This window comes from Puniceibacterium sp. IMCC21224, from assembly GCF_001038505.1.
Lineage (GTDB): Bacteria > Pseudomonadota > Alphaproteobacteria > Rhodobacterales > Rhodobacteraceae > Puniceibacterium.
This window is the reverse complement of sequence record NZ_LDPY01000001.1, coordinates 3,093,054-3,119,437: the sequence shown is the minus strand read 5'-3', so window position 1 is coordinate 3,119,437 and position 26,384 is coordinate 3,093,054. Positions and strand designations below refer to the sequence as shown.

20 protein-coding genes, 1 tRNA gene and 5 pseudogenes are annotated in these 26,384 nt (G+C 55.1%); 17 read left to right on the top strand and 9 right to left on the bottom strand.

The window, feature by feature from the left end; translation table 11 throughout:
* Positions 1–13 precede the first annotated feature (13 nt).
* From IMCC21224_RS14400 to IMCC21224_RS28225, 8 genes and pseudogenes are all read left to right on the top strand, one after another.
* A protein-coding gene (locus IMCC21224_RS14400; RefSeq protein WP_156178119.1) for an IS3 family transposase occupies positions 14–1,152 on the top strand; the annotation gives its coding sequence in 2 pieces (ribosomal slippage) (positions 14–254 and positions 254–1,152; 1,140 coding nt in all).
* A 204-nt stretch (positions 1,153–1,356) separates the two neighbouring features.
* Positions 1,357–2,297, top strand: a pseudogene (locus tag IMCC21224_RS27190) (IS481 family transposase).
* Between the two features lie 131 nt (positions 2,298–2,428).
* Positions 2,429–5,092, top strand: a complete 2,664-nt coding sequence (locus tag IMCC21224_RS27875; RefSeq protein WP_047995930.1) for a calcium-binding protein — start codon at positions 2,429–2,431, stop codon at positions 5,090–5,092.
* 25 nt (positions 5,093–5,117) lie between these two features.
* Positions 5,118–5,954, top strand: coding sequence for a calcium-binding protein (locus tag IMCC21224_RS14380; RefSeq protein ID WP_053078985.1), 837 nt, complete (start codon positions 5,118–5,120; stop codon positions 5,952–5,954).
* Between the two features lie 287 nt (positions 5,955–6,241).
* Positions 6,242–6,604, top strand: a pseudogene (locus tag IMCC21224_RS14375) (IS110 family transposase); the annotation flags it as partial.
* A 159-nt stretch (positions 6,605–6,763) separates the two neighbouring features.
* Positions 6,764–7,723, top strand: a complete 960-nt coding sequence (locus tag IMCC21224_RS14370; protein WP_047995929.1) for an IS1595 family transposase — start codon at positions 6,764–6,766, stop codon at positions 7,721–7,723.
* 478 nt (positions 7,724–8,201) lie between these two features.
* Positions 8,202–8,981, top strand: coding sequence for a DUF1828 domain-containing protein (locus tag IMCC21224_RS27160; RefSeq protein ID WP_082135224.1), 780 nt, complete (start codon positions 8,202–8,204; stop codon positions 8,979–8,981).
* Positions 8,944–9,096: a hypothetical protein gene (locus IMCC21224_RS28225; RefSeq protein ID WP_197089210.1), complete on the top strand. Its 153-nt coding sequence runs from the start codon at positions 8,944–8,946 to the stop codon at positions 9,094–9,096. Before IMCC21224_RS27160 ends, IMCC21224_RS28225 begins: the two co-directional genes overlap by 38 nt.
* Before the next feature lie 124 nt (positions 9,097–9,220).
* Here IMCC21224_RS28225 and IMCC21224_RS14355 read toward each other — a convergent pair whose 3' ends face one another.
* The 4 genes and pseudogenes from IMCC21224_RS14355 to IMCC21224_RS14335 all read right to left on the bottom strand — a co-directional run.
* The gene (locus IMCC21224_RS14355) at positions 9,221–9,538 is read right to left on the bottom strand and encodes a hypothetical protein (RefSeq protein ID WP_047995926.1); all 318 of its coding nucleotides are present in this window, start codon (positions 9,536–9,538) and stop codon (positions 9,221–9,223) included.
* A 13-nt stretch (positions 9,539–9,551) separates the two neighbouring features.
* Positions 9,552–9,818, bottom strand: a pseudogene (locus IMCC21224_RS27155) (hypothetical protein); the annotation flags it as partial.
* A gap of 33 nt (positions 9,819–9,851) precedes the next feature.
* Positions 9,852–10,926 (bottom strand): annotated as a pseudogene (locus tag IMCC21224_RS14345) (IS3 family transposase).
* A 64-nt stretch (positions 10,927–10,990) separates the two neighbouring features.
* Positions 10,991–11,293 (bottom strand): annotated as a pseudogene (locus tag IMCC21224_RS14335) (DDE-type integrase/transposase/recombinase); the annotation flags it as partial.
* 82 nt (positions 11,294–11,375) lie between these two features.
* Between IMCC21224_RS14335 and IMCC21224_RS14325 the strand changes: the two are divergent.
* From IMCC21224_RS14325 to IMCC21224_RS14305, 5 genes are all read left to right on the top strand, one after another.
* A protein-coding gene (locus tag IMCC21224_RS14325; protein ID WP_156178093.1) for an IS3 family transposase occupies positions 11,376–12,727 on the top strand; the annotation gives its coding sequence in 2 pieces (ribosomal slippage) (positions 11,376–11,712 and positions 11,712–12,727; 1,353 coding nt in all).
* 336 nt (positions 12,728–13,063) lie between these two features.
* Positions 13,064–13,849 (top strand): hypothetical protein, encoded by a 786-nt coding sequence (locus IMCC21224_RS14320; RefSeq protein ID WP_231582092.1) that lies wholly within the window; start codon positions 13,064–13,066, stop codon positions 13,847–13,849.
* A gap of 41 nt (positions 13,850–13,890) precedes the next feature.
* Positions 13,891–14,319: a plasmid mobilization relaxosome protein MobC gene (gene mobC, locus IMCC21224_RS14315; protein ID WP_231582091.1), complete on the top strand. Its 429-nt coding sequence runs from the start codon at positions 13,891–13,893 to the stop codon at positions 14,317–14,319.
* The gene (locus tag IMCC21224_RS14310; RefSeq protein ID WP_047995922.1) at positions 14,313–15,836 is read left to right on the top strand and encodes a relaxase/mobilization nuclease domain-containing protein; all 1,524 of its coding nucleotides are present in this window, start codon (positions 14,313–14,315) and stop codon (positions 15,834–15,836) included. Before mobC ends, IMCC21224_RS14310 begins: the two co-directional genes overlap by 7 nt.
* Positions 15,837–15,929: 93 nt before the next feature.
* Entirely contained in the window at positions 15,930–18,281 is a 2,352-nt protein-coding gene (locus IMCC21224_RS14305) for an ATP-binding protein (RefSeq protein WP_047997147.1), read from the top strand.
* 800 nt (positions 18,282–19,081) lie between these two features.
* Here the strand turns inward: IMCC21224_RS14305 and IMCC21224_RS27145 are convergent.
* The 3 genes from IMCC21224_RS27145 to IMCC21224_RS14295 are packed head-to-tail and all read right to left on the bottom strand — an operon-like array spanning position 19,082 to position 21,208.
* Positions 19,082–20,401: a DNA cytosine methyltransferase gene (locus IMCC21224_RS27145; RefSeq protein WP_082135221.1), complete on the bottom strand. Its 1,320-nt coding sequence runs from the start codon at positions 20,399–20,401 to the stop codon at positions 19,082–19,084.
* Between the two features lie 7 nt (positions 20,402–20,408).
* Positions 20,409–20,780, bottom strand: a complete 372-nt coding sequence (locus IMCC21224_RS28550; protein ID WP_156178279.1) for a hypothetical protein — start codon at positions 20,778–20,780, stop codon at positions 20,409–20,411.
* Positions 20,781–20,785: 5 nt separating this feature from the next.
* On the bottom strand, positions 20,786–21,208 hold the full coding sequence (locus IMCC21224_RS14295; protein WP_047995921.1) for a helix-turn-helix domain-containing protein: 423 nt from the start codon (positions 21,206–21,208) through the stop codon (positions 20,786–20,788).
* Positions 21,209–21,349: 141 nt separating this feature from the next.
* On the opposite strand from IMCC21224_RS14295, the gene IMCC21224_RS27860 reads away from it, so the two are divergent.
* The 4 genes from IMCC21224_RS27860 to IMCC21224_RS14275 all read left to right on the top strand — a co-directional run bounded on the left by IMCC21224_RS27860 (position 21,350) and on the right by IMCC21224_RS14275 (position 23,878).
* A complete protein-coding gene (locus IMCC21224_RS27860) occupies positions 21,350–21,556 on the top strand; it encodes a hypothetical protein (protein WP_156178277.1) in 207 nt (68 codons plus the stop codon).
* Positions 21,557–21,571: 15 nt separating this feature from the next.
* Complete coding sequence (locus IMCC21224_RS14290; protein WP_081893890.1) at positions 21,572–21,808, top strand: hypothetical protein; 237 nt, start codon at positions 21,572–21,574, stop codon at positions 21,806–21,808.
* Complete coding sequence (locus tag IMCC21224_RS14285) at positions 21,808–22,725, top strand: tyrosine-type recombinase/integrase (RefSeq protein WP_047997145.1); 918 nt, start codon at positions 21,808–21,810, stop codon at positions 22,723–22,725. Before IMCC21224_RS14290 ends, IMCC21224_RS14285 begins: the two co-directional genes overlap by 1 nt.
* A 65-nt stretch (positions 22,726–22,790) precedes the next feature.
* Positions 22,791–23,878, top strand: a protein-coding gene (locus tag IMCC21224_RS14275) for an IS3 family transposase (protein ID WP_156178101.1) whose coding sequence is annotated in 2 segments (ribosomal slippage) — positions 22,791–23,052 and positions 23,052–23,878 — 1,089 coding nt in all. Because the reading frame shifts where the segments join, the coding sequence is not laid out codon by codon here.
* Between the two features lie 274 nt (positions 23,879–24,152).
* Here IMCC21224_RS14275 and IMCC21224_RS14270 read toward each other — a convergent pair.
* Positions 24,153–24,227 (bottom strand) — tRNA-Phe (locus IMCC21224_RS14270).
* Between the two features lie 644 nt (positions 24,228–24,871).
* Positions 24,872–25,984 (bottom strand): S-(hydroxymethyl)glutathione dehydrogenase/class III alcohol dehydrogenase, encoded by a 1,113-nt coding sequence (locus IMCC21224_RS14265; protein ID WP_047995920.1) that lies wholly within the window; start codon positions 25,982–25,984, stop codon positions 24,872–24,874.
* Positions 25,985–26,384: the final 400 nt, after the last annotated feature.

Genomic DNA, 26,384 nt, shown 5'->3' with positions numbered 1-26,384 from the left:
AAGGAGACACAAATTGGCACCAAGATACAGCGACGAGTTCAGACGTGATGCGGTTCGCATTGCAACAAGCAGTGGACTGACGCGACCTCAGATTGCGTCTGATTTAGGGGTTGGTGTTTCGACACTGAACAAGTGGGTTCAACACCATCAGAATGATGACCTGATGTCCGGCCCGCATGAGGATGTGGAGAAGGAGAACGCCCGCCTTCGCAAAGAGAACCGGCTACTCCGCGAGGAGAGGGAAGTGTTAAAGAAGGCGACGATCTTCTTCGCAGGCCAAAAGGCGTGAGGTTTGCCTTTATCGACACCTGGAAGAAGATCTGGCCCATTGAGTTTCTATGCCGCGTTTTGCGGGTAACTTCCCGTGGGTTTCGCGCCTGGAAGATCCGCCCTATCAGCCGAAGCCAGCGAGATGACATGGTGCTGTTGGCCCATATCAGAGAACAACACCGCCTTAGCCTGCAAAGCTACGGCCGACCTCGCATGACGGAGGAACTGCGCGATCTCGGTCTTGTTGTCGGGCACCGCCGGGTAGGCCGGTTGATGCGTGAGAACGCGATCAAGGTTATTCGAACCCGTAAACATAAAGTCACGACTAACAGCAATCACGCCTTCAATGTCGCCCCCAACTTTCTTGATCAGGACTTCTCTGCTGATGGCCCAAACCAAAAATGGGCAGGGGACATTTCCTACATCTGGACGAGCGAGGGATGGCTGTATTTGGCAGTGATCATCGATCTTTACTCCCGCCGGGTCATTGGCTGGGCGGTCAGTAACCGGATGAAGCGGGACCTGGCCATCAAGGCATTAGACATGGCAGTAGGGCTGCGAAAGCCACCCAAAGGCTGTATCCATCATACGGATCGTGGCTCTCAATACTGTTCAGGTGACTATCAGAAAAGTCTGAAGCAGCATGGATTTCTGGTCTCAATGAGCGGCAAGGGAAATTGTTATGACAATTCCATGGTCGAGACCTTCTTCAAATCTCTGAAAGCCGAACTGATCTGGCGTCAGAAATGGGCGACCCGCAGACAAGCAGAAGGAGCAATATTCCAATACATCAATGGGTTCTACAACCCGCGAAGACGGCATTCATCCCTTGGCGGGAAAAGTCCCTTGGCTTTCGAGAGACGGCCTCCTAACATGAGCTGAGAGACCGGAACTTTTGCGTGGCAAGTCCATTTGTGTTTCATCCAACCCGTTCATTGCAGCGAAGAGGGTCAGATCCTGAAGGACTTCGATTACCCATACATGGCTCTTCATGGTGTTCGTTCCTTGATTAACATTGAATGTAACGTGCAAGTCTTCCGTGAATTTTTGGTTAATTATTAGGCGCCTCAAAAATCGAGAGCTGCAATACAGCGATCGCAAGCTTCGCTCGCGCAGTTGAGTAAGGAATTGGGCATCAATCCCAAAACCGTCGCGAAGTGGCGTAAGCGTGCGACGGTCGAGGACTTGAAGACCGGGCCTAAGGAGCCCGCGTTGACCGTTCTCACCGAAGCGGAGGAGGCAATGATCGTCGCATTCCGGCGGCACACGCTACTGCCGTTGGATGATTGCCTCTATGCTCTTCAGCCGTCTGTCCCGCGCCTGACGCGGTCGGCACTGCATCGGTGTCTTCAGCGGCATGGCATCTCGCGCTTGCCGGATGTCGAGGGTGACAAGCCAAAGCGCCAGAAGTTCAAGCGTTACCCCATCCACTGCCCGGCAGTGCATGTTTACATGCACAAGAGGGGGCTTCTTTCTTATCGATATCGCCGAGGTTCAGACGGTAGAAGGCAAGCTCTATCTCTTTGTAGGCATTGACCGAACCAGCAAATTTGCAGTCACGCAACTCGTGGATAAAGCAGATCGCAAGACCGCGTGGGAATTCCTCGAGCATCTGCTCAAGGCCGTCCCCTATCGCATCCACACGATTCTGACCGACAACGGCATCCAGTTCGCCGAGCAGCCCGGAACAGAAACACAGCATATGCGCGGCAGATGCGCTTCGACATGATCTGCGAGGCAAATGGGATCGAGCACCGACTGACCAAGCCGAACCACCCCTGGACGAATGGTCAGGTCGAGCGGATGAACCGGACGATCAAGGAGGCGACGGTGAAACGATACCACTACGACAACCATGATCAGCTGCGCACGCACCTCGCCGACTTCATTGACACATACAATTTCGCACGCAGGCTAAAGACCCTCAACGGTCTCACGCCCTACGAATACATCTGCAAGATCTGGACTTCAGACCAGATCGTTTCATCCTAAATCCGATCCACCAAATGCCGGAACTGAACACCTAAATTGATTCCATAAAAATCACTATTTCTATTCCCTTAAATTGGATGGAAAGCTCAAGGTATTGCCGCAATTGCGGCATAGGTCTGGTCGAATGCATCGGTAGCCAATCCTCGGAAACCTTGAGGATCAGGCAGTGCCGGAATACACACTAACATATCTGGACTCGGACGGAACGGGACAGCGCGTCCTTTCTGATCATTTTGGGGCTAACGCGCTGCATCGCGTAAACCTCGACGGAGAAATCGACTATGGGCCATCGGAAGGTTTTTCTGAGGCACTCGGCACCAATAAGATCGAGCATCTCCGTTATCCCGGCGGACACGTCGAAAACACGATTGACGTGACCGTTATGCCCAATGGGCAGATCCGAGAAGAGGTGCGCGGCTTTATGGACTGGTGCCGCGAAAACAGCGTGAACGAGACGCAATACCAAATCACATTCGTTTTGCCGACCAAGACCGCGATTCCACCCGAGCGCATGGAGGCATTCGTATACGCCTTACTTTCGGAATACGGTGATCTGGTCGTCGCTTTCGAAATCGGGAATGAATACTCTATTGGCGAGCATGTCGATAACGCCGACCGGTCGATTCATCCCGAGCAGATAAACGGAAGCGATTTTGTTCCCGCGATGAACGAAGTCGAATACGGCATGTCGGCGAATACAGTGATCAATGCTGTCCAAGACGCTATAGATCGGCTCCATCACGAAGATCCGGATGAGGCCCCCGATCCCAAGATCTTGCTCCAGATGGCAGAAACCAGCGGGGCCGCAAGCGACTACAAAGGTGGCGACGACGCTGGCAATTATGACGCCGCCAACGAAGCGATTATTTCGCTTCTGGACAACCGCGCCAAAGAAGCCGTCGACGGTGCCGTGGTGCACTACTATTATAACGTATCGATGGAAGAAGGTCTGCGCTTTTCCGACGTTGAGGACTGGCGCGAAATCCGCCGGATCGACAGTCGGCTTGAAAGCTTCCGATTCCACGTGGGACGTGAGGTAGACCTCTACATCACGGAGTGGAACGTCGTGGCGAGCAACACCGCCCAACACGGTGCAGCCAGTGCCTCAGTATTGCTGGAGATGTTCGAATTCATGGTGCGCATGGGCACCGACGAGGCCCATATCTGGCCGCTTCAGCACCGCGCACCCAATGCCATCTTTGGCGACAGGAATAGCTCCCACGCCACGTCCTCAATGAGCGGCGCAGCTTTCGCTCTGATGTCTGACAGCCTCTCCCCCGAGAACAGCTCTACAGGCAGCTTGGCAAACTTCGAGAGCATGGTCACCTCATGGGATGGGGCGTTGGGCGATGTGGAGATCAATCATTTCGCGAGCGATTACGAGGACGTCCTGTTCGTGTCATTGCGTTCCCTTGAGGAATCAAATGTAATCCTGAATCTGTTCGGTCTCATGAGCACGGGATCGACCGTGGCGATTGATCATCTGACCATCGATCCAGAAAGTTCGGATGGATTGAGCGATTACGCTGATGAAAACGGCCAGAACCGTATTGGTCGAAGAGTCATTGACGCGCAGGAGGTAGCACAGCTCGAAACTTTGCCGTTCTTTGACCCGGATGACCCCAATCATCTGCGGATTTCCGGTAACCAGACTACCACCTATTTACCGCCCTTTGAGACGATCATCCCGCTTGTGGAGAATCCGCAAGACATCACGGACTATTACTTCGCGGCCGAGGCTGACGTTGATCCCCTCATACAAAGCATGGACCCCTCCGACGCTGAAGACGGCGTGCTGTCATTGGATTTGATGCCCTTTGATGTCGTGCGCGTTATCATCGGCACTCCGTTGCGGATCGAGGGCAGCACTCTTGACGATGCGCTCATCGGAGGCATCGGGCGTGACATTATCCTAGGACGCTTCGGCGATGACACACTAAGAGGAGGAGAAGCTAACGACACGCTCAAGGGCGGTTTCGGCAACGACGTCCTGGACGGCGGTAGCGGCGACGATAGCATCAATGGTGGCCCTGGCAGCGACTTGGTCAACGGAAAAGAAGGAAATGATACGATCGTGTCCACCGGAGGCGATCTCGTATACAGCGGACACGGCGACGATACGGTGTTTCTTGAGGCCGACTATGTCTTCTCCAGTGGCTTTCGCGCCATTCATTTCACCCATGAAGTTGGCAGTTTCGTCGCCTGGGACGTGCCGATCGCAGGCATGAACGGCTTCACTGCAGTTACGCGTGGAGGAGAAGGCACAGACGAGGTCGTTCTCGGAGACGGAAATGATGCGTTCTTTCTTGACGACATTTTCAGCGACGCACCCGTCTCCGTGGGGACGTCTTCTCTGGCCCGCCTGAGCGGCGTCGAGAAGATTTATGCCGGGCACGGCGATGACATCATCGATCTTACATCCAGTCGATTTGAAACCGGCGGACTAGGCATGGAACTGCACGGGCAAGATGGAGACGACACGATCTGGGGCGGCGAAGGTGCGGACTGGCTGCGCGGGGGGCTTGGCAACGATGTGCTTGAAGGTGGGGCTGGCGACGACATTCTGACCGGAGGCCGAGGCGCCGACGAATTCCACTTTTTCGAAAGTAACGATGCAGAAACCATCAGCGATTTCGACCCTGGGGAGGGCGACCGGATTGTCATACACGCCACCGTCGGCTCGGTCGCAGAAGATTTCTCGCTGAGGTTTGAAGACTCGATGCTGATCATTCAGAGCGCGGATAGATCCTTGTCCGTTGATCTGGGCGACGCCGCGCAGAACCTCGATATTTCTTCTTCGGTCTACGCCGAATGGCTCACATTTGTGTAGTCAATATCCACGATAGGAACTCAAAATGATCTATGTTTTTGGTCTTCTCATGATGACGGCGATGTCAGTTCTCGCGGTTTCAGACTCCTCGGATGAAGATGAAACAAGCGACGGAATCGGCGGTGCGAATGATAAAACCGCAGATACCGGAATCGGCCCCAGTTCCGAAGCATTTCTTCAGATGGTCGCTGCCTCGATGTCCTCCGACCTCAGCGATTATGAGCAGCAATCGAGTATATATGGCAGGGCCTCCCCCGACACGCTGGAAGGCACAGAGAGTGACGACATCCTGTGGGGCCGTGGCGAGGACGACGACCTTTACGGACTGGAGGGGTCCGACACCATCCTGGGCGGCACAGGATCGGACCTGGTCGTTTCCCATACGGGTGATGACCTGGTCTACGGCGAGGACGGAAATGACGCTCTGCACGGGCGCGGTGGACAGGACACCATGATCGGTGGCAGCGGAAGTGACAGTCTCTTCGGTAGCTCTGGAAACGACATTTTGGTCGGAGGAACCGGTCAGGATTTCCTGAGTGGCGGTGACGGTGAAGACGTACTGGTCGGCGAGCGCGGCGACAGCCTACATGGCGGTAACGGAGAGGATTTCTTTGTCGTCGATGCCCTGGAAGGCGATGAACCCGCTGAACTGCTTGATTTCGATCCGATTGAAGACCGTTTAGTTTTGCTCGTCGATGACTCAGGCTGCGCCCAAATCAGCGTTGGTCCAAACTTGGAAGACAGATCCTATAGCGAAATCTTCTTGAACGGTCAGGTGGTCGCTGTCGTATCTACCGACGCGGCCCCAACCTCCATGGATGTTGAACTTTTGAATCGCAGGCTTTTTTCCGCTACGCTGTAGTCGAATGCGCCCCATCCAGCGGACATTCAAACTGATGGATCACCGTCATAATTGCCTCAATGGAAGCGGGTCGGCACTGGACTTGTCACGCTTTGGTGCGGCGCCAGGTTCTCGTTTAGGCCACTTTTCGTTCGAAGGCGACAGGGCTTTTCCAGCCCAGTGCTGAGTGGCGCCGGCGCGGATTGTAGAAGCCGTTGATGTATTCGAAGGGCATTGATGATGTAACCGCCCCCGACGGCATCTGTGTGCCAAGGTGGGTCTCTTAGTATCCACAAAGGGGAGCGGTCATGTCGGAGATTATCACGGTCGGGCTCGATCTGGCAAAGAATGTGTTTCAGGTTCATGGAGCCGATGGCGCTGGTCAAGCAATTCTGCGCAAGAAGCTTCGGCGGGCGCAAGTGCTGGAGTTTTTCAGCAAGCTGCCCTCTTGCGTCGTCGCGATGGAAGCCTGTGGCGGTGCTCATTTCTGGGGACGCGAGATCGGCAAGCCGGGGCATGACATTCGGCTGATCCCGCCCGCTTATGTCAAACCCTTCGTGAAGCGTCAGAAGAACGACATGGCCGATGCAGAAGCGATTTGCGAAGCTGCGGATCGCCCGACGATGCGCTTTGTTCCGGTGAAGAGCGAAGAAACACAGGGAGCGGCGATGTGTCCGTCGTCATATAAAATGGGACATCAGAGCGGCTTGAGCATTGGAGGCTCTGGCTCGTTTGTGTGATTGATTATGCGGCTTGTTTTTGGCGATTGTATATTTGACAAACCCAACTGAGACTCCTATATTGGAGTCAACAAGTTAGAGGTTTTTGAAATGTCCATCCTGTCCAAACCATACATGCACGACGAAGCCGCAGCCTTTGCGCACGTTGAGGCGATGCTTTGGCCGGAAGGTCCGGTCTGCCCGCACTGCGGCAACTGCGGCAAGATATATGTGCTGGCAGGCGTTCGCTCCAAGCCGTCCAAGAAAAACCCGGAAGGCGTTGAGCGTCATGGCCTCAAGAAGTGCGCAGAGTGTCGCAAGCAGTTCACAGTGCGTATCGGCACGATCTTCGAAGAAAGCCACATCCCCATGTTCAAGTGGCTCCAAGCCATTCACCTGATGGTGTCCAGCAAGAAGGGCATCAGCAGCCACCAGCTTCACCGCGTTCTGGAAATCACTCACAAGTCCGCTTGGTTTATGTCTCACCGCATCCGCGAAGCCATGCGCAATGACGGTACAGTCAATTTCGGTTCCGGCGGTGGCGTTGTGGAAGTGGACGAAACTTTCATCGGTCAAAAGCACAAGAAGAAAGAAGGCGCGCGCGGCTACGCTCACAAGAACGCCATGCTGTCTCTGGTGGACCGCACCACGGGTCAGTCCAAGTTTGTCGTGGTCGATGATGTGACCAAGGCAACGCTCCTGCCGATCCTACGCGCCAACATCGCCAAAGAGGCGACTATCTACACCGACGAAGCGAAGCAGTACACGCTGCTCGGCGACGAGTTCGCGGCGCATGACTTCGTGACCCACAGCAAGGGCGTCTACGGTCGCGGCGAAGTTCACACCAACACCGTTGAGGGCTATTTCAGCATCTTCAAGCGCGGCATGAAGGGTATCTATCAGCACTGCGGCAAGCAACACCTGCATCGCTACGCGGCTGAGTTTGAGTTCCGCTACAACAACCGTGTTGCGAACGGAGTGGATGACATTGAGCGTGGCGAAATCGCATTGCGCTCAGTTACAGGGAAGCGTCTTACCTACCGACGGCCTGACGCGGAACTTAACCGATGAAGCTGGCGGATCTGATTAGGGAGAAGAAACACGTTGATGACTTCGGGCACTGGTCGTCAGGCGATATCGATAGGGCGGCATGGCCAATGCGAAAAAAGAAGTTAAGACAGTCAAGAGACTGGCAGTGGCGCGTAATACGTATGCATACAGCAGCGAACCGACAACTACGAGTTCTACTCAAGCTAAACGCTGGAATTGAGCAATTTTACGCGGTTTTGGGAGAGGTTCATAGAGATGGGGTTTCAGTTCTGTGCAGCCACGATCTACACACATCGCATGGAGACTGGCACTGTCACCTTACAGTGAAGGGCATTGATGACGTTTTTGTCGGAGCGTGGCGTGACAGGGATTCCCTTCGGCGTTGGCCAGAGTATAGTGGAGATTCGCGGGTCGTCTTCGACGTCGACAAGATGAAAGCCTTAGAGCGAGCAGCAGCTTTGTACAGGTTCGATCTACCGCTCCAAAGGGAGTTTTTCGCATGAATGCCCACAGCGATATATGCAACGCTTTCTGCGACCAACTTTCTATTCGAAAAGTCCCGATAGGTTACGCAATAAAGACACCGTTTTCATGGCTACAGGGAGACCCTTTAGTTGTCTTTGGCGAAGTTGATGGGAATTTGGTTCGAATGCGCGATGGTGGAGATACACTCATATCTCTTGAGGACGATGCTGGCGATCTATCGTCTGAAAGCAGGGTAAAGGCTATGAGAGACGTCGCTCTTGCTCACGGTGTAACGTTTGATGAAGACAATTCTCTTTTTACCAGCACCTGGGTGGACAGATCACAGTTTGGAGATTCCGCAATTCGCTTCATGTCGTTTCTAAACAGACTTCAGGACGTGGCGCTTTTGGACCGAGACAGGGTGGCAAATACATTTCGTGAAGACCTTATTGACGCAATCACAGATAGGTTTGAAAGCCGTTTTCAAATTGATGTAAGGGGTGCGATATCATCGGATCACCCCGAATACACAGCGGATGTTATCATACGATCATCAAATATGCAGGCCGCGATCTATGCGGCCACTACGGAAGTAAACGTTCTTGAAGCCCTTTTAGCGGAGCAAGTTTTCTCAGGCTTAAGTGGCCACTCCACAAAAACGATTCCGTTTTTGGTGTTTGAAGATTATATCCAATCTAAGGTAACTACGAAAACAAGACGCAGGGCTATGAATAGTGCGCGACTTCAAACAGCAGATTGGGCGGGAGGTGCGGAAAATGTCATCGACAAAATCGAAAGACAAATCGCAGCTTGAACGCTTCAAAGAAGCCGCCCGTGAGTTAGAAACGGACGACGACGAGGAACGCTTTAACGAGCGGCTCAAGAAGCTGGCGAAGCAGAAGCCTGACAACAAGAAGCCTGACGAATGAGGTATTGAATTACCCCATATTGCGGAGTATATTAATACCATGAAGCGACTGGCCCGGATTCTGATATTGTCTCGCCCGATGCTCTGGCTTGGATGGATTGGCGCTGCCCTTCGCACAGAACAGGTCAATCTCGTTTGGCGGAATGTTGAAGCCAAGTCCATTGACGAGTGAAGCCTTTGCCGGACAGGCCGTCACCAATTTCAAAAATGACTATTGAATCTGCATTACGCCATGACGTGCTGCCCTCAATGGCTTTGCGTATCATGTCTATGGATTTATCGGTCTGGATGAACCAACCAAAGAGAACGCCATCGTTTGAACGGAAGGCCATCTCGTCGCTTTGAGAGTGCCCCTTGATTAGCGTGACAATCGCCGGGACGTCATTTCTCACTCGCGCTAGGTCAGAAGAGTTTTCAAGTTGGATCACGACGCAATAACGCATGGCAGATTCCCCATCATCGATGGGCGTAGACTAACCGCCGGGTCTTGGGTTTGTCAAATATACAATCGCCTTGTTTTTGGTGTTGCAAGCGGCGTTCGCGGATTGTCAGTATCTTGATCTTCTTCCTTTCTCTGAGGATGGCTTTGTCGCGCCCAAAGTAGACGTCGGCGGGCGTGACGTTGTTGAGACTCTCGTGGTATCGCGCGTTGTTGTAATACTCTACGAAGGCCCCGATCTGGCGTTCGAGATCGCCGGGCAGGTAGTAGTTTTCCAGGGTAATCCCCCCATTTTTAATGGGGTGCAGCCGTAGAACTTACGCGGCCATTTTCAGTTTCTGTGCGGGTGTGATGCCGCCGATGCCCATGTTCGGGCGGTCGTTGTTGTAAGTCCAGAGCCATTGCGTGGCGAAGTCTTGGGCCTCCTCGATGTTTTCGATGATGTGTTGGTCCAGCCATTCATTCCTGACGGTGCGGTTGTAACGTTCGATGTAGGCGTTCTGCTGGGGCTGTGCTGGAGGGTAACACCTTGTTTCTCAGCCCATTCCAGCAGCTTGATGCTGATGTATTCAGGGCCATTATCGACCCGGATCGTGCCGGGCTTGCCACGCCATTCGATGATGCGATCGAGGCTCCGGATCACGCGTTCAGCAGGCAATGAAAAGTCGACCTCAATGCCAAGCCCTTCGCGGTTGAAGTCGTCCAGCACGTTCAGCAGTCGAAACTGACGACCGTCGCTCAGCCTGTCGGCCATAAAGTCCATCGACCAGGTCATGTTGGGGGCCTCGGGTACCGCCAGCGCGTCGGGTTTATCCCGCTTTAGCCGTTTGCGGGGCTTAATCCGCAGGTTCAGTTCCAGCGCGCAATAGATGCGATAGACCCGCTTATGGTTCCACGGATGACCTTTGACGTTGCGCAGGTGCAGATAGCAAAGTCCGAAGCCCCAAGTCTTCCTCGTATCCGTCAGCCCGACAAGCAAATCGGCAATCTGTTCGTTCTCATCGCTCAGAAGCGGGCTGTAGCGATAGCAGGTCTCGCTAACCCCAAAGGTGCGGCACGCCACGGCGACACTGACCCCGCGTCGCTCTACCGCCGTTGCGGCCATCTCTCGTCGCTGAGATGGCCCAGTCACTTTTTTCCAAGGGCTTCCTTCAGCAACTCGTTCTGCATGCTCAACTCTGCGAACATCTTCTTCAGGCGTCGGTTCTCGTCTTCAAGCGCCTTGGTCTGCGCGATCATTGAAGCATCCATCCCGCCATACTTCGCCCGCCATTTGTAAAAGGACGCTGTGCTCATACCATGTTCGCGGCAAAGCTCGGCCACAGGAACACCGCCTTCGGCCTGGCGCAGGATCGCAAGGATCTGCGGCTCACTGTATCTCGTCATCTTCATCTGAATCTCCTCATGCATCTTGCCGAGAAAATTCTACTTCCGCAGCCCCTTACTTTCGGGGGGGATTACCCAGCAGAACCCGGTTCTTCATAGTTTGGTGCCAGCGCTCAATCTTGCCCTGGGTTTGCGGATGGAATGGTGCCCCGCGAACGTGGTCCATTTTTTGATTTCCCAACCACTTGGCGAGGTCGCCAGAGATGTAGCAGGCCCCGTTGTCACTCAGCAGGCGCGGCTTGTGCCGGACGACGGCTTGGTCACAGCCCGATGCGCTCAGAGCCAGTTCAACCGTGTCCGTCACGTCCTCGGCCCGCATGTTTGTGCAAAGCTTCCAGGCGATGATGTAGCGGCTGTAGTCGTCGAGGATTGTCTGACGTCAGCGCTTTTGGGACAGATTTGAGGATTTGAACAACGGAGGATTTCTGGTTCATCGTAGCTTTCAAGGAGCGAAGATGAACAAGACATCCGGAACGTCGAAGGACGCAGCTGACAAGCTGGTCAAGAACATCCGCCGCAAGACGCGGCAGACCTATTCTGCAGAGGAGAAGATCCGCATCGTCTTAGCTGGCCTGCGCGGTGAGGAAAGCATTTCGGTGCTATGTCGGCGGGAGGGTATCGCCGAGAGCCTGTATTACAGCTGGTCGAAGGAGTTCCTGGAGGCTGGCAAGCGTCGCTTGTCTGGCGATACGGCGCGCCAAGCCACGTCGCCGGAGGTGAAGGAGCTTCGCTCTGAGTCTTTGGCCCTGAAGGAATGCGTGGCCGATCTCACCCTGGAAAACCGTCTGCTCAAAAAAAGTATGACAGGGGCTGGGGAGGTGGAGGAATGAGATACCCTGCAACCGAGAAGCTTGAGATCATCCGCACCGTTGAAGGTTCGCATCTGCCCACCAAAATGACGCTGGATATGCTGGGCATTCCGCGCACGGCTTTCTACCGCTGGTATGATCGCTACGTCGAGGGCGGGTTCGATGCGCTGGCCGATCGGTCTCCTCGACCAGGGTCGGTCTGGAATCGAATACCCCAAGACCGGCGCGATGACCTGATCGAGTTTGCGTTAGAACATGAGGCGCTGACGACACGTGAACTGGCGGTCAAATACACCGATGAGAACCGGTATTTTATCTCGGAATCATCGGCTTACCGCATTCTTAAAGCAGCTGATCTGATCACGGCGCCGGACTATGTGGTGATCAAGGCCGCGGACGAGTTCACGGACAAGACCACGGCCATCCATCAGCTCTGGCAGACCGACTTCACCTACTTCAAGATCATCGGCTGGGGCTGGTATTACCTGTCCACCATCCTCGACGACTACAGCCGCTACATCATCGCCTGGAAGCTTTGCACAAACATGCGGGCCGAGGACGTGACGGACACGATTGAACTGGCTCTGAGCGCATCGGGCTGTGACCAAGCCGTCGTCCGGCACAAGCCGCGCCTGCTGAGTGACAACGGGGCCTGCTACATCTCTGGCGACCTCGCCAAGTGGTTGGGAAATCAAAAAATGGGCCACGTTCGCGGGGCACCATTCCATCCGCAAACCCAGGGCAAGATTGAGCGCTGGCACCAAACTATGAAGAACCGGGTTCTGCTGGAAAACTACTACCTGCCCGGCGATCTCGAACGCCAGATCGGGGCCTTCGTAGAGTATTACAACAACGCGCGATACCACGAGAGTCTCAACAACGTCACGCCCGCCGACGTCTACTTTGGGCGCGACAAAGCCATCCTCAGAGAAAGGAAGAAGATCAAGATACTGACAATCCGCGAACGCCGCTTGCAACACCAAAAACAAGCCGCATAATCAATCACACAAACGAGCCAGAGCCTCCAATGCTCAAGCCGCTCTGATGTCCCATTTTATATGACGACGGACACTAAGTAGCTGACAAGTAACGACAAAAAAGAAGGGTGGTGCCCGGGGGCGGAATCGAACCACCGACACGAGGATTTTCAAGCCTAAGCTTGTTGATAAGGCTCAACAGGTTAGTCACGAAAAATCTGTCAAACCCACCACGGCGCATCAAGCACTTAGCGGCGAATTGTCAAACCTTGGCCACGAGGCCTTCCAATGAGCTGGCGGGTCGCAAACACATGCGCGGAACGGAAGTTCGGCAGCGCAACGCGCAAGCAGATCATCATGTTTCTCGCTGATAAGGCGAGCGACGATGGCTCAGGCATCTGGTGTTCCAAGGGAACGATTCAGCGGCACACCGAGCTGGGGGAGACCACAGTCAAGCGAGCCATGCGCGCGTTCTTGAAGGAAGGCATCCTTGTGGAGACTGGCGCACGGACTTGCAAGAATGGCTTCACCGTCGTTTACCGGATTGATCTGGCCAAGGTCGAGGCGCTGGAACCTACCGCAGAGCCCGAGATTGAGACGGGGTCCACAGTGGCCCCCGTCCAGTCTGGCCCCGGTAAGGGGGCCACTGTGGCCGGGGTACCGGGGCCACCACGGCCCCCAAACCATCCTAAAACCATCCATAAACCACCTACGCGCAAGCGCGAGGCGGCGGCGAATGAAGAAGCTGAGAGGATCTTGGCCGCGTATCCACCAGACCGATTGCGGAACAAGGCGGCCTGCCTTGCCCAGATCGAAGAGGCCATGAAGGAAGGGATTGCACCGGAGGACCTGTTGCAGGCCGTCCAAGCCTACGCCACCGACAGCGCAGGTTTCACCCGCTCGAAAGTCTGCTTCTCCGACAACTGGTTTCTTACCCGGCGCTGGCTTGCCTATGTCGAGAAGCAGGCAGAAGACCGAGAGAAGACGGCAGCATTGCAGGCGGATCACCATGCGCGGCTGGCCTGCTGGATCAGTGATCGCAGCCCGATGTGCAAACACATCACGGGCACCCAAGTCACGGCGTTGCTTGCGTCGAAGTTGGTTTCCGAGGCCCAAATCCAAGCCGCAGGCCTCGGATCATGACCGCAACCGATCCGACAGAAGAGCAAACAGCAAGGCGACCCATGTCATACGCTGGCGCTGCTGACACGGGACCTTGCGAGGGGCGGCACGCCTCCCCTTCGAACCCCACCGGCGCGGGAAAAGCCCGCACCAAAGAGCCGCTGACCGAGACATTCGTCTTTCGGTGTAGCGCCGCAGAGAAGGCCCAGTTGCGCGCCAAGGCCGAGGCGGCTGGCTTGCCCGCTGCGACCTTGCTGCGCGAGGCGCTTGGCCTGACTGAGGCCCGACGTCGCAAGCCTATCCCCCGCGTCGACCCCGCGCTGGTGCTGGCCGTGGGGCGCATCGGCGGCAACCTCAACCAGATCGCCCGTTGGCTAAATCGCGCGATGTTGGCGGGCCGTGTTGACCTCCACGCACTGACCGTCGCTCGACGCCTGCTGACCATCGAACGCCAGCTTGCCCAGATCGTCGAGGCCGCACGCCGATGCTGATCAAGTTCTTCCGCAACGGCAAAGGCGCGGGCGCTGGTCCGGTCGGCTACCTCGTGGCGGACAGGGTGCTGGCCTATGACGACAACCGCGACCTGATCCGCGATGCAGACGGGCAGCCGATGACCGTCACGCGGGAGCCTTTGCCGGAGGTTCTGCGCGGCAATCCCGACCGCACAGAAGCCTTGATCGATGCCAGCCGCCACCAGTGGACCTACCGCGCAGGGGTGATCAGCTTTGCCGCAGCCGATGCCCCGACCGAGGAACAGCAGGCCGAGGTTATGGACCACTTCGAGCGTCTGGCCTTCGCGGGGCTGGACCCGACGCAATATGACGTGCTCTGGGTCCGACATACCCACGAAGACCGTGTTGAGCTTCACTTCTGCACACCGCGCTTGGAGCTGACCTCGGGCAAAAGCCTGAACATCGCGCCGCCTGGATATGAGAAGGCCTTCGACAGCCTGCGCGACGTGATGAACCAGCGCCACGGCTGGGCCGATCCGATGGAGCTGGAGCGCACCCAAGAGGTCCGCGACACCATCGAGACCCCAACCCGCGCCCAAGGCCGCGAAGAGCTGCACGCGTGGCTGCAAGACCAGATCAGCGTCGGCCTGATCACCGACCGCGCCAGCATGGTCGACGCGCTCGCAGACGCAGGCTTCGACCTGCCCCGCGTCGGCAAAGCCCACCTGACCGCCCAAGACCCCGACACCGGCGAGCGCTGGCGTTTGAAAGGAGAGATTTTCCATGAAAACTGGCAAGCCGACCCGGCTGAGCGAGAAGCTGAACGCGGAACTGGACACGATCCGGCAGGACTACGCCGCCTCGATGGCATCCCAGCTCGACAGCTTCAGGGCCGATTTGAGCAGCATTGCGACCAACGCGCAGCGTACAATCGAGATCGATACCCGCACCTTTCTGCAACAGAACAAGAGCTGGCTGACGATCTCACCTTGGCTGATCACGGGAACGTTCTTGGTGGGGATCGTCTCGATGATGGCCGCGAGCTTGCTTTGGACATTGATGCTGGCCAGCTCGGAAATGACGGACTTGGGCCTGACGCGGATCGACCGGGAGGACGGGACTTGGCTGATGCTGGACCCGACCAAGGCACGCCTGAGGACCTGCACACTGGGCGGCAAATCAGTGACCTGCATCAAGATCGAGGAGCAGTAGATGACGACACCCCTGACAGCCTTGGAACGCGACTTGCTCGCCTGCGTCGAGCGGTTGGTGACGGCCTGCGAGGTCTCAGCAAAGGAATTGAGCGGCTTGGAAGCACGCTCGACGACCAAGATGCAGAGCCAGATGGATGGATTGGCCGCCTGCGTGTCGGTGCTCATTCAATCGCAAACGGCGTCCGTGGCTGCGTTGCACGGCTTGTTGAGCGAGGGCTCGAACTACGGGAGGCTGCGCACGCAACTCGAGACCAGCTTGAAATTAGTGAAAGCCGCAGAGAGGCAGTTGAAGCAGAACTAGAAGAGCGGGAGGTCGAGATGGACCGGGGGATGACGCATTGACGTAGAAGTTGGCTCAAGAGCCTTGAATTCTCATACGACACAAAGCGATAGAAACCGATGGACATAGCAGGATGGATACGTGAGGTTTGCATCATGACCGTTCAAAAGCCATTCAAAGTAAGCACACACCTTAAGGACGTAATCGGGCGCGACCTGGTTACGAATGAATTCGTCGCAATATTCGAACTTGTTAAGAACTCTGTTGATGCAGGGGCAACCCTAATTCAGATTGAGATCGACCCCGATGCCGATGCAATTCGGATTGTCGATGACGGAAAGGGAATGAGTGCTGGCGATATCACCGACAAGTGGTTGTTCGTGGCTTATTCTGCGAAAGCTGATGGTACTGAAGATGGAACCGATACGGACTACCGAGATAAAATAAGGTCGGTAGGTGGATATGCCGGCAGTAAGGGGATTGGCCGGTTTTCATGTGATACACTTGGCTCCTCGCTTGAGCTTTTTTCGAAAAAAAAGACGAAGAAAGTTTCCGCACCAATAGTCGGCCTCTACATTGATTGGGAAAAGTTCGAACTTGATAGCAAGGATGAGTTCAAAAGCATCTTGGTAGATATCGACGAGGACGATGACTTCCCAGACTTGGAAGTTGCAGAAAGTCCTAAAAAGTCGGGTACCGTCCTTCAGATCACTGGCCTTCGACACCACTGGGACGAGGCGAACCTTTGGAAGCTAAGGGCCTATCTGGCTAAGCTCATCGACCCCTTCGGGACGACTGATTCAGTAAACGTCGAAACTTACCTAGTTGGCTCAGACGAGGATGACGACGAACTAAACGGTCCAATCGGAAACGATATCGCTGATGTTATTCGCGAAAAGACTTCTCGAATTAAGGTTTCCATCGACGCCGACAAGGTTGTCTCAGAACTCGTAGACCGTGGCCGACGGATATACAAAGTTGCAGAACCTAATCCTTACCCTGAGCTTGAAAGATGCAGCGTTACTGGTGAGATATATTACCTTAATCGGAGTGCAAAGGCCACTTTTGGCCATAGAATGAAAGTTAAATCAGTTCAGTTCGGCAGCATCTTCCTCTTCTTGAACGGTTTCAGGATTTTTCCAATTGGTGAGGAGATGGATGATAGCTTCGGTCTGAACCGAAGGAAACAGCAGGGCACATCTAGGTATCTGGGTACTAGGGATGTTCTTGGTCGTGTGGACGTAACAGCCCCACCCAAGATGTTTCGAGAAGCGTCGAGCCGCGATGCCGGTCTAATCGAAGATGCAAATAGCAGGGCCCTTTTCGAAGCCATTCTTGAAAAGATGGTTAAGCGCCTTGAGCGCTATGTTGTTGGGGTGAACTGGAAAGACAAAGCTGATCAGGGGCGAGATACCGCTGAAGGACTCGAGGGCGATCCAGCTAAAGCCAGAATCCTGCAGATCGTTGGAGGTCTTGCCCGCACCAAAGAGTTGGAGATACTTGATTTCGATCAAGATATTCTCGATCTAGCGGATGCGAAGGAAGCCGCCACAGAGAAAGCACTGTCTGACCTCATTTCCATCGCGGAAAGAGACGGCGACACTGAACTTTTGAAGCGTATTGAACAGACGCGCGCAAGAATTGCTGAACTCGAGAAGGCCGAAGCAGAAGCTCGAAAAGAGGCGAACCGGGTTGCCGAAGAACGAGCACAGTCAGACGCGCGGATTGTCCAACTTGAAAAGCAATCCCGTTATCTCGCGGCCAGCCAAAACTTGGACGCCGAACGTATTCAGTTACTTCTGCACCAGGTAAACATTTATTCTGGCCACGTTGCGTCAAGCACCACGCGAGGACTAAGCGGTGCTCAAGAAGCGATGAAGATGCTGGCTGGCGCAGATGAAATGGACCCGGATGATTTTGAGGACTTGGCTGGTGCCTTAAGAAAAATTCTGCGCACTTTGATGGATGATTTTTCCTATATCCGTCTGGAAAATAATCGGCTTCAAACAATTTCTCGCTTTGCCCCAAATATCAAAGTTGATCTTGAAACTAGCCATATTCAAGGCGACATTATTGAGTATCTCAACGAGTATTTTTCGGTGATGCTAGCAGACACCGGCAGAGCACCCAGAGTTCATTTTGAGTCCAAAGTTGATGCGCTGGAATGCGAGTTTTCACCGTTTGACCTTGCAGTCGTTGTCGACAATTTGGTCGACAATGCCAGAAAAGCGAAGGCCCAAGAGATTTGGTTTGTAGCTCAGCCGTCGCAAAGCAAAGGCAAGCTCGAGCTTCGGGTTAACGATGATGGCCAGGGGTTCGATCTTGATAGGATTGATCGAGATCGGGTTTTTGAGAAACACTATACTGGTACACATAACGGGACTGGCCTTGGTCTATTTCATGTAGCGCAAGTTCTTGAAGAGATGGGTGGGGGTATTCGGTTCGACCCGAAATCTGACGACGTTCGAGCCGATTTCATTATTACAATTCCGGAGAAAGCCAATTGAAGCTCCAGTTTGGGTTGTTGTGGATCGAGGATAACTTTTCGCCACAAGAAGAAGAAGAGATACGCCGAGGTGCGGCGGATGCCGGTTTCGAGCTTGAAATTACAGTGTCCGTGGATGGCGCTGACATAGGTGAGTTGGCCGAGCGCCAGCAGAGCTATCACGCGTTTGACTTAGTACTTCTCGACCTTGGGCTTGCCGGAGGTGTCCGAGGCGATAAACTGGCTCCAGAGATTCGCCGATTGTTTCGCTCGACACCAATTCTATTCTACAGCAGCGGCGATACTGAGGCGGGCCTGCGGGATCGGATGGCGAAAGACCGCATCGAAGGTGTCTTTTGCGCTAACCGCGATAACTTCACCGCCCGCGCAAGTGAGTTGATTCAGGACTACGCTCATACGCTCAACCGATTGTCGGGAATGCGTGGATTGGCGATGGAGGTTGTTGCCGAAGTCGATGTGATTTGTAGAAAGGTTATCTTGGAGCTGGCTGTCGGAGAGGCTGAGGAAGTTGCAACTAAATTCCTTGATAAAGCGGTTTGCGACCAATCTTCGGCAAACCTAGAGAAGTTTCCGGCGCAAGCCAACCTAGCCGAACGAATTGATCATCCTGCTACCGACAGTATGAAATCCTTCAACCTATTTAGGGAGTTGCTCCGGAAACATATAGCGAGCTTGCCCGATGGAGAGGCAAAAGACGACCTCAGAGCTCTTAGGGCGGCAACAAAGGACTACCGCGATAGCGTCCTGGAGGTCCGCAACGTTTTGGGCCATGCCCTCGAAACAAGAAATGAAAAAGGCTGGCTAATTTTGGATCGAAACGGTGAACCTTTCATGACCATCGACGATTTCCCAAGCCATCGGAGCACTTTCCTTAGCCAATTGAGAGCAGTCCGGCAGATTTCTGATATCTTGATCACGAAGGACTGATGCGATGGTTTCGCCAACAGCGCGCGCAAGAAGGGGCGGGACCGCGTTCCCGACCTGCGTGTACCGCGGGCAATCGTGCTTCCTTCTCTTCCCCCCAGTAGTATAGGGACCACAGAACTTAAACCAATCCGGAAACGACTGTATCCGGGCGTGCTCACGAACAGTCATTGTTCTAGGCTCACTGTAGTGGACAAGATCATCTGGTAGCGTCGTGATGGTCGGAGCGGGCTGAGCAGGGTCTAGTGGGGTAATCGAGCGTTTTTTGATCCCAAAACGTTCCCGATCTTCTGAGGAAATACATTGTCCAAGGGGGCAGTTTTCTAGAATGTCTTTAAACCGTTCCACTAGGCGATCAGAGTGCCTTGCCAGCCTCATATCCGACGGCTTGCCAGGCCAACCATCTCTCATCAAGCGCAGATACGCGGACTTTGTTTTTGGGGCTTTGTAGTCCAAAGCCTTAAACCCGCGCGATCCAAAGTCTGGATCATTGATTAGAGCACCAGTTCGTGTCTCCAAATCAGACAACGCTTCGAGAGTAGATGTCGGCTTCAGACTAAGGCCGAGCTTCTGTAAGAAGTGTTTTCTGCCTACTTTAAGCCGCTCCACAGGGTTTACCCCCGGCAAGGACCCTTTTTCGATACCTATAAGCAGGTACCTTGGCCTTCGCTGTGGCACCCCAAAGTCTGAGGCCGGAACGATTGTTTCAAAAGCATCGTAGCCAAGCTCATTCAACTTTGCCTTGGCAAAGCTTGGATAGTTACCGTGCGCTTCGTGAGGCATTGAAGCAAAGCCTTGGACGTTCTCTAGTAAAACAGCTCGTGGTCGCACCAAATCGACGAATTCAAAATAGGCGTTGATCATCTGACTTCGAGGATCTGAAGGGTCTCGCCGTCCATTCATGCTGAAGCCTTGGCAAGGCGGGCCGCCTGCTACAAGGTCAACTTCCCCACGAAGCTGCTTCAATTCAGCGTTCTTACTATCCACCACCTCGAGAATATCATGAGCGCTCTGATCAAGCCACTTTGGCCATCTCTGCTGGTAGTCTTTCCCGACGACTAGGTTGCGATGATAGGTAGCATACGCGTGGTTGTGAGCCTCGATTGCAAACAAGTGCTTAAAGCCTGCTTGCTCTAGCCCCAACGACAGCCCGCCGCATCCTGCAAAAAGATCAATACAAGTATAGTTCATCTTCATTTTTTATCTATATTGAACAACCGTTGTCCAGGCGCGTTCGCCTCCGACAAAGCGCGCCGTTTTTTGAGATACAGGCTGACGATTGGTCAGTTAACCGCCTCATAGCGCTCAAAGAAATACAACCAGCCACAACAGCAAAAAACAATCCAAACAAGGCTAGACCAGCCAAACCAGTCGCAAAAACGCATAATGCCTGCAGAAGCGCAATGTCCTCAGCAAACTGACTACCGAAGTTCATCCACAGGAAGCCAGTGAAATAGACCGCAGACAACCAAGAAAATGTAACGAAGAATGGGTGGAGGGCTTTTTCAAGCTGCCTTTCTGTAGCCTCAAGGACGGCCATCCGTTGTCGGCTCCAGTTGACAGATGCGTCTCTCATAGCAGTCACTCCCTAAGCAGTTCTATCCAAGTATGAACGTCGTCCATGGCGATCTCTTTCCCTTCCAGGAAAGAGCGGTACCAGCGCGCCGAGATTGCGCCGCGCTTTTCACTTTTCAGTTTGATCCCGTTCTCTGACAGGTATCGGTCCAGCACGACCTCAAATTCTTCTAGCTTGTCCAAGTCGTGCTTGAGCCGCACGGCCTCTACGCCAAGCAGTATCCAGCTCAAATCGACGTCAAACTGGCGATGAAGTTTGATCAGCGCTTCAATCGGGATCGACCGCTTGCCCAGCTCGTAGCTCTGATAAGCACGCAAAGACATGCCGAGAGCTTCCGCCATCTTTGCCTGGGACAACGCCTTCTCATTTCTAGTGATGGCGAGGCGCGCTCCAAGCGCAGCTAGGTAATTTTCCGCACGTTCTGCCATTGCCGAAGCAATCCACTTGTGTTTGCGTTCAATTGAATGCTATACGCACAAATGAACGTTATTGGTTATGTTTCGCTATCGGAGCACGGCTCGACCAAGCAATCAACCTGATTCACGCTAGCTTTTGAAAAGGAGAGGGTTTTGGCTCATGAAAAGCTACTATCACCGAAAGAACTTGGTTCAATGGTTGGCCTAAGCGTTGCGCAAGTTCGAACGTTAATGAACAGCGGCAAACTCGAATTTGTAGAAATATCCCCGAAGATCAAGCTCTTGACCATGAGCGGTTGGGAGCGGTTTCAGAAGAACGCGACCAAGGTCAAAAGGGCCGAGAATTCGGTGGCGAGTTGACGGGGGTGTCCGGTTATGGCGACGACCAATCTCAATATCAGCGTGATCGACAAGCGCATGCTGAAGCAGTCCGAGGCCGCGAGTTATGCCGGGTTGCCGGTGAAGCATTTCAAGGCGGCGTGCCCGGTGCGCCCCGTTGAGTTGAAGCAAGGCACGCTGCTTTGGGATCGCCGCGACCTGGATCTCTGGATCGATGATGTGAAGTCTGGGGCCGTAACCGATACACGCGACACCATTCTGGACCGACTCTGATGACACAGGTGCGGGTCAAGGGGTTCAAGATTTTCAAAGACAGGCACGGGAAGCAGCGATGCTATCACCGCGAGACCGGCCACAAGGTAGACCTGACCCATGCGCCTATCGGTTCAGCCGAGTTCTTCGCTGAGTGTGAAACGATACGCGCCATCGCCGAGGCGCAGAGTGCCAAGGCTCCAAAGGCCGGAACACTTGGTGGGCTAATCCGGTCTTACTTTGAGACTGAGCATTACCAGAATCTGGCCGAGGCCACCCGGCGCGATTACCGAAAATGTGCCGATTTCCTTGAGCCGATCCGCGACACGCCGATCCACGTAATCGATACGCCGCTGATCGCAGGCATCCACGACAAGGCGGCGAAGAAGATTGGTTGGCGGCGGGCGAACATGGTCCGCACGCTTTTGAGCGAGGTGTTTCGCTACAACATCCCAAAGGGGCTTATCTCCGCCAATTTCGCAAAGGATGTCATTCCCAAGCGCCGCCCGCGCGACCGCGCCTATGCCAACCGCCCTTGGACCATCGAGGAGCGAGACACCGTCTTGGGCAGGGCCAAGCCTCATGTGCGCGTGGCACTTGCACTGATGATGAACACCGGCCTCGACCCGTCCGACGCCCTAAGATTGCGGAATGATCAAGTCGACGGCGGCATGATCTGGGGCGTGCGCGGCAAGACAGGAGAAGAAGTCGCGATTCCGGTTAGTCCGACGTTGCAGGCTGCGCTTGACCGTATGCCAGTCCACGAGGCCGAGACCGTGCTTTCGAACTCGCGCGGGGAAGCATGGACATACAACGGCTTTTCGACTGTTTGGCACCGCTTCAAATCCGCCCTTGAGAGTGAAGGCCTTATCGAAAAAGGCCTGACCCTCAAGGGCTTGCGGCACACGGTCGCCACGACTTTGCGCGAGGCGGGGTAATCCCCCCCGAAAGTAAGGGGCTGCGGAAGTAGAATTTTCTCGGCAAGATGCATGAGGAGATTCAGATGAAGATGACGAGATACAGTGAGCCGCAGATCCTTGCGATCCTGCGCCAGGCCGAAGGCGGTGTTCCGGTGGCCGAGCTTTGCCGCGAACATGGTATGAGCACAGCGTCCTTTTACAAATGGCGGGCGAAGTATGGCGGGATGGATGCTTCAATGATCGCGCAGACCAAGGCGCTTGAAGACGAGAACCGACGCCTGAAGAAGATGTTCGCAGAGTTGAGCATGCAGAACGAGTTGCTGAAGGAAGCCCTTGGAAAAAAGTGACTGGGCCATCTCAGCGACGAGAGATGGCCGCAACGGCGGTAGAGCGACGCGGGGTCAGTGTCGCCGTGGCGTGCCGCACCTTTGGGGTTAGCGAGACCTGCTATCGCTACAGCCCGCTTCTGAGCGATGAGAACGAACAGATTGCCGATTTGCTTGTCGGGCTGACGGATACGAGGAAGACTTGGGGCTTCGGACTTTGCTATCTGCACCTGCGCAACGTCAAAGGTCATCCGTGGAACCATAAGCGGGTCTATCGCATCTATTGCGCGCTGGAACTGAACCTGCGGATTAAGCCCCGCAAACGGCTAAAGCGGGATAAACCCGACGCGCTGGCGGTACCCGAGGCCCCCAACATGACCTGGTCGATGGACTTTATGGCCGACAGGCTGAGCGACGGTCGTCAGTTTCGACTGCTGAACGTGCTGGACGACTTCAACCGCGAAGGGCTTGGCATTGAGGTCGACTTTTCATTGCCTGCTGAACGCGTGATCCGGAGCCTCGATCGCATCATCGAATGGCGTGGCAAGCCCGGCACGATCCGGGTCGATAATGGCCCTGAATACATCAGCATCAAGCTGCTGGAATGGGCTGAGAAACAAGGTGTTACCCTCCAGCACATCCAACCAGGACAGCCCCAGCAGAACGCCTACATCGAACGTTACAACCGCACCGTCAGGAATGAATGGCTGGACCAACACATCATCGAAAACATCGAGGAGGCCCAAGACTTCGCCACGCAATGGCTCTGGACTTACAACAACGACCGCCCGAACATGGGCATCGGCGGCATCACACCCGCACAGAAACTGAAAATGGCCGCGTAAGTTCTACGGCTGCACCCCATTAAAAATGGGGGGATTACCGCGGGGCTGGATGAACGCCGCATCGCGGACCTTCTGGGGCAGAAAACACCGTCCATGGCACGGCACTACTCGCGATCAGCGAACCTTGCCGACAAGAACCGCGAGACCATGGCCACACTGGAAGAAGAGAACCGAAGGCGGGCCGAAAGTGTCAAACCTTCGTCGAAAAGCGTCAAACCTGACCAAAGCGAGGATGAAAGATGAGCGGTAAACTCAATTATATCAGAGATTTAAATGGTGCCCGGGGGCGGAATCGAACCACCGACACGAGGATTTTCAATCCACTGCTCTACCCCTGAGCTACCCGGGCATTGGGAACGGTGTACCGTTCAGGTGCGGGCGTTCTAGGCGAGTGGCGTACCGGTGTCCAGAGGAGAAATTACTAATCTCAAAGGATTTCTATGCATCAATCTAACACTGATCAGGAGCACAGGGTAATCCTCCCCAGAACTAAGGAAATGCGGAGTTGAAATTTTCTCAGTAAGATACCTGAGGAGCGGGGTGATCAAGGGCGGCCACGCGATCGAGGCCGAGGTAAAGGAACGCGAAGGCAGGGGCGGCGATGCTCGGAACGCGGCCCGTGCCGCCATTGAGGAACGCGTCGTTTCGCGCGGGGGGACGCATTGGTCCGAGTTGGCGAAGAGGCTAAAGGCTGTATCTTAGCGCCGCCTTGTCTGTCAGAGAAATAGCGCAATCGCGTGCTCAACCGAGGCCGTTGCCACCGTCCTGTTCGCTCCATTGTTCCGCGCGATGGAACGCGTTGACGTTCAGAGTTATCGTCGCCGTTAGGCCAATCCCACCCCCAGCCATACTAGATTCATGCAGCGAACCCCGGGAGCTATGGTGGGACAGATCCCAGGGGAACGATAACCAGCTCGCAGTAAAGAGACCGGCCGCCGCATCCCGTGCGGCGGTCGGTCTCTAGAATTCCCGGCTCAGCCGACCAATTCGCCCTCAGAACACAACGACGGCGCGGATGGATTTGCCTTCGTGCATGAGGTCAAAGCCGTGGTTGATCTCGTCCAGGGTCAGGGTGTGGGTGATCATCGGGTCGATTTCGATCTTGCCGTCCATGTACCAGTCGACGATTTTCGGCACATCGGTCCGGCCCTTGGCGCCGCCGAATGCGGTGCCGCGCCAGTTGCGCCCTGTCACCAGCTGGAATGGCCGCGTGGAAATCTCGGCCCCCGCCTTGGCCACGCCGATGATGATCGACGTGCCCCAGCCCTTGTGCGCGCATTCCAGCGCCTGGCGCATGACGGTCGTGTTGCCCGTCGCGTCAAAGGTGTAGTCCGCGCCGCCCTTGGTCAGTTCGACCAGGTGGGCCACGATGTCGCCCTCGACCTTCTTCGGGTTCACAAAATCGGTCATGCCGAAGTGGCGGCCCATGGTTTCCTTGTCGTCGTTCAGGTCGACGCCGACGATCTGATCCGCACCCGCCAGCCGCAGGCCCTGAATCACGTTCAGCCCGATCCCGCCGAGGCCAAAGACCACGGCGCGGCTGCCAATCTCGACCTTAGCGGTGTTGATCACCGCACCGACGCCAGTGGTCACACCGCAGCCGATGTAGCAGATCTTGTCGAATGGTGCGTCCTTGCGGACCTTGGCCAGCGCGATTTCGGGCAGCACCGTGTGGTTGGCAAAGGTCGAGCAGCCCATGTAGTGGAAAATCGGCGTGCCATCGAGCATGCTGAACCGGCTGGTGCCGTCGGGCATCAGGCCCTGGCCCTGGGTCACGCGGATCTTTTGGCACAGGTTGGTCTTGCCCGACAGGCAATATTCGCATTCGCGGCATTCGGGGGTGTACAGCGGGATGACGTGGTCGCCCGGTTGCAGACTGGTGACGCCCTCGCCGACTTCTAGCACGACACCCGCGCCCTCGTGGCCCAGAATGGCGGGAAAGATCCCCTCGGGGTCATCACCCGAGCGGGTGAATTCGTCGGTATGGCACAGGCCGGTCGCCTTGATCTCAACCAGAACCTCGCCCGCCTTCGGACCCTCAAGGTTCACTTCCATAACTTCAAGCGGCTGGCCTGCTGCCAATGCTACGGCGGCTCGGGTTCTCATCATTTTTTTCCTTCATTTCACGAGTTTTGGCGCAATCTGCGTCAAACCACGGGGCTGAGCAACACGTGAATGACCCAAACAGACCAATGTCTGTACACTAAGACCTTGATGATGTGGTCACACGCTGACGACATCGAAGCGGCCAAATGGGTCTGCACTGTCACCTGTGCCCTGTTCGCCCGAGGGGCTGCTAAAAGACGCCATCGTAGTTCAGCTATAACACTGTGCTGAAATAGTCCGACCTGGGCAATGATTTGAGAACATGATTCCGCCTTGGCAGGAGATCGGTGCGGATCAGGATGCGTGGAATGAATGAAACCAGTCGGCGTTGTTCCGCGCGCTCGGTTTTGAGGATCGCATTCCCACCAGTCCGCCGTTGCGCGAGATCCGGCTGGTGGTC

Coding starts and splice junctions, on each gene's coding strand:
- IMCC21224_RS14265 (WP_047995920.1), bottom strand. CDS start 25,984: ATGAGAACCCGAGCCGCCGTAGCATTGGCAGCAGGCCAGCCGCTTGAA.
- IMCC21224_RS14290 (WP_081893890.1), top strand. CDS start 21,572: ATGGCGACGACCAATCTCAATATCAGCGTGATCGACAAGCGCATGCTG.
- IMCC21224_RS14305 (WP_047997147.1), top strand. CDS start 15,930: ATGACCGTTCAAAAGCCATTCAAAGTAAGCACACACCTTAAGGACGTA.
- IMCC21224_RS14355 (WP_047995926.1), bottom strand. CDS start 9,538: ATGCGTTATTGCGTCGTGATCCAACTTGAAAACTCTTCTGACCTAGCG.
- mobC (WP_231582091.1), top strand. CDS start 13,891: ATGTCATACGCTGGCGCTGCTGACACGGGACCTTGCGAGGGGCGGCAC.
- IMCC21224_RS14295 (WP_047995921.1), bottom strand. CDS start 21,208: ATGGCAGAACGTGCGGAAAATTACCTAGCTGCGCTTGGAGCGCGCCTC.
- IMCC21224_RS27145 (WP_082135221.1), bottom strand. CDS start 20,401: ATGAAGATGAACTATACTTGTATTGATCTTTTTGCAGGATGCGGCGGG.
- IMCC21224_RS14310 (WP_047995922.1), top strand. CDS start 14,313: ATGCTGATCAAGTTCTTCCGCAACGGCAAAGGCGCGGGCGCTGGTCCG.
- IMCC21224_RS27160 (WP_082135224.1), top strand. CDS start 8,202: ATGAATGCCCACAGCGATATATGCAACGCTTTCTGCGACCAACTTTCT.
- IMCC21224_RS14380 (WP_053078985.1), top strand. CDS start 5,118: ATGATCTATGTTTTTGGTCTTCTCATGATGACGGCGATGTCAGTTCTC.
- IMCC21224_RS28550 (WP_156178279.1), bottom strand. CDS start 20,780: ATGAGAGACGCATCTGTCAACTGGAGCCGACAACGGATGGCCGTCCTT.
- IMCC21224_RS14370 (WP_047995929.1), top strand. CDS start 6,764: ATGTCCATCCTGTCCAAACCATACATGCACGACGAAGCCGCAGCCTTT.
- IMCC21224_RS14285 (WP_047997145.1), top strand. CDS start 21,808: ATGACACAGGTGCGGGTCAAGGGGTTCAAGATTTTCAAAGACAGGCAC.
- IMCC21224_RS14320 (WP_231582092.1), top strand. CDS start 13,064: ATGTTTCTCGCTGATAAGGCGAGCGACGATGGCTCAGGCATCTGGTGT.
- IMCC21224_RS28225 (WP_197089210.1), top strand. CDS start 8,944: ATGTCATCGACAAAATCGAAAGACAAATCGCAGCTTGAACGCTTCAAA.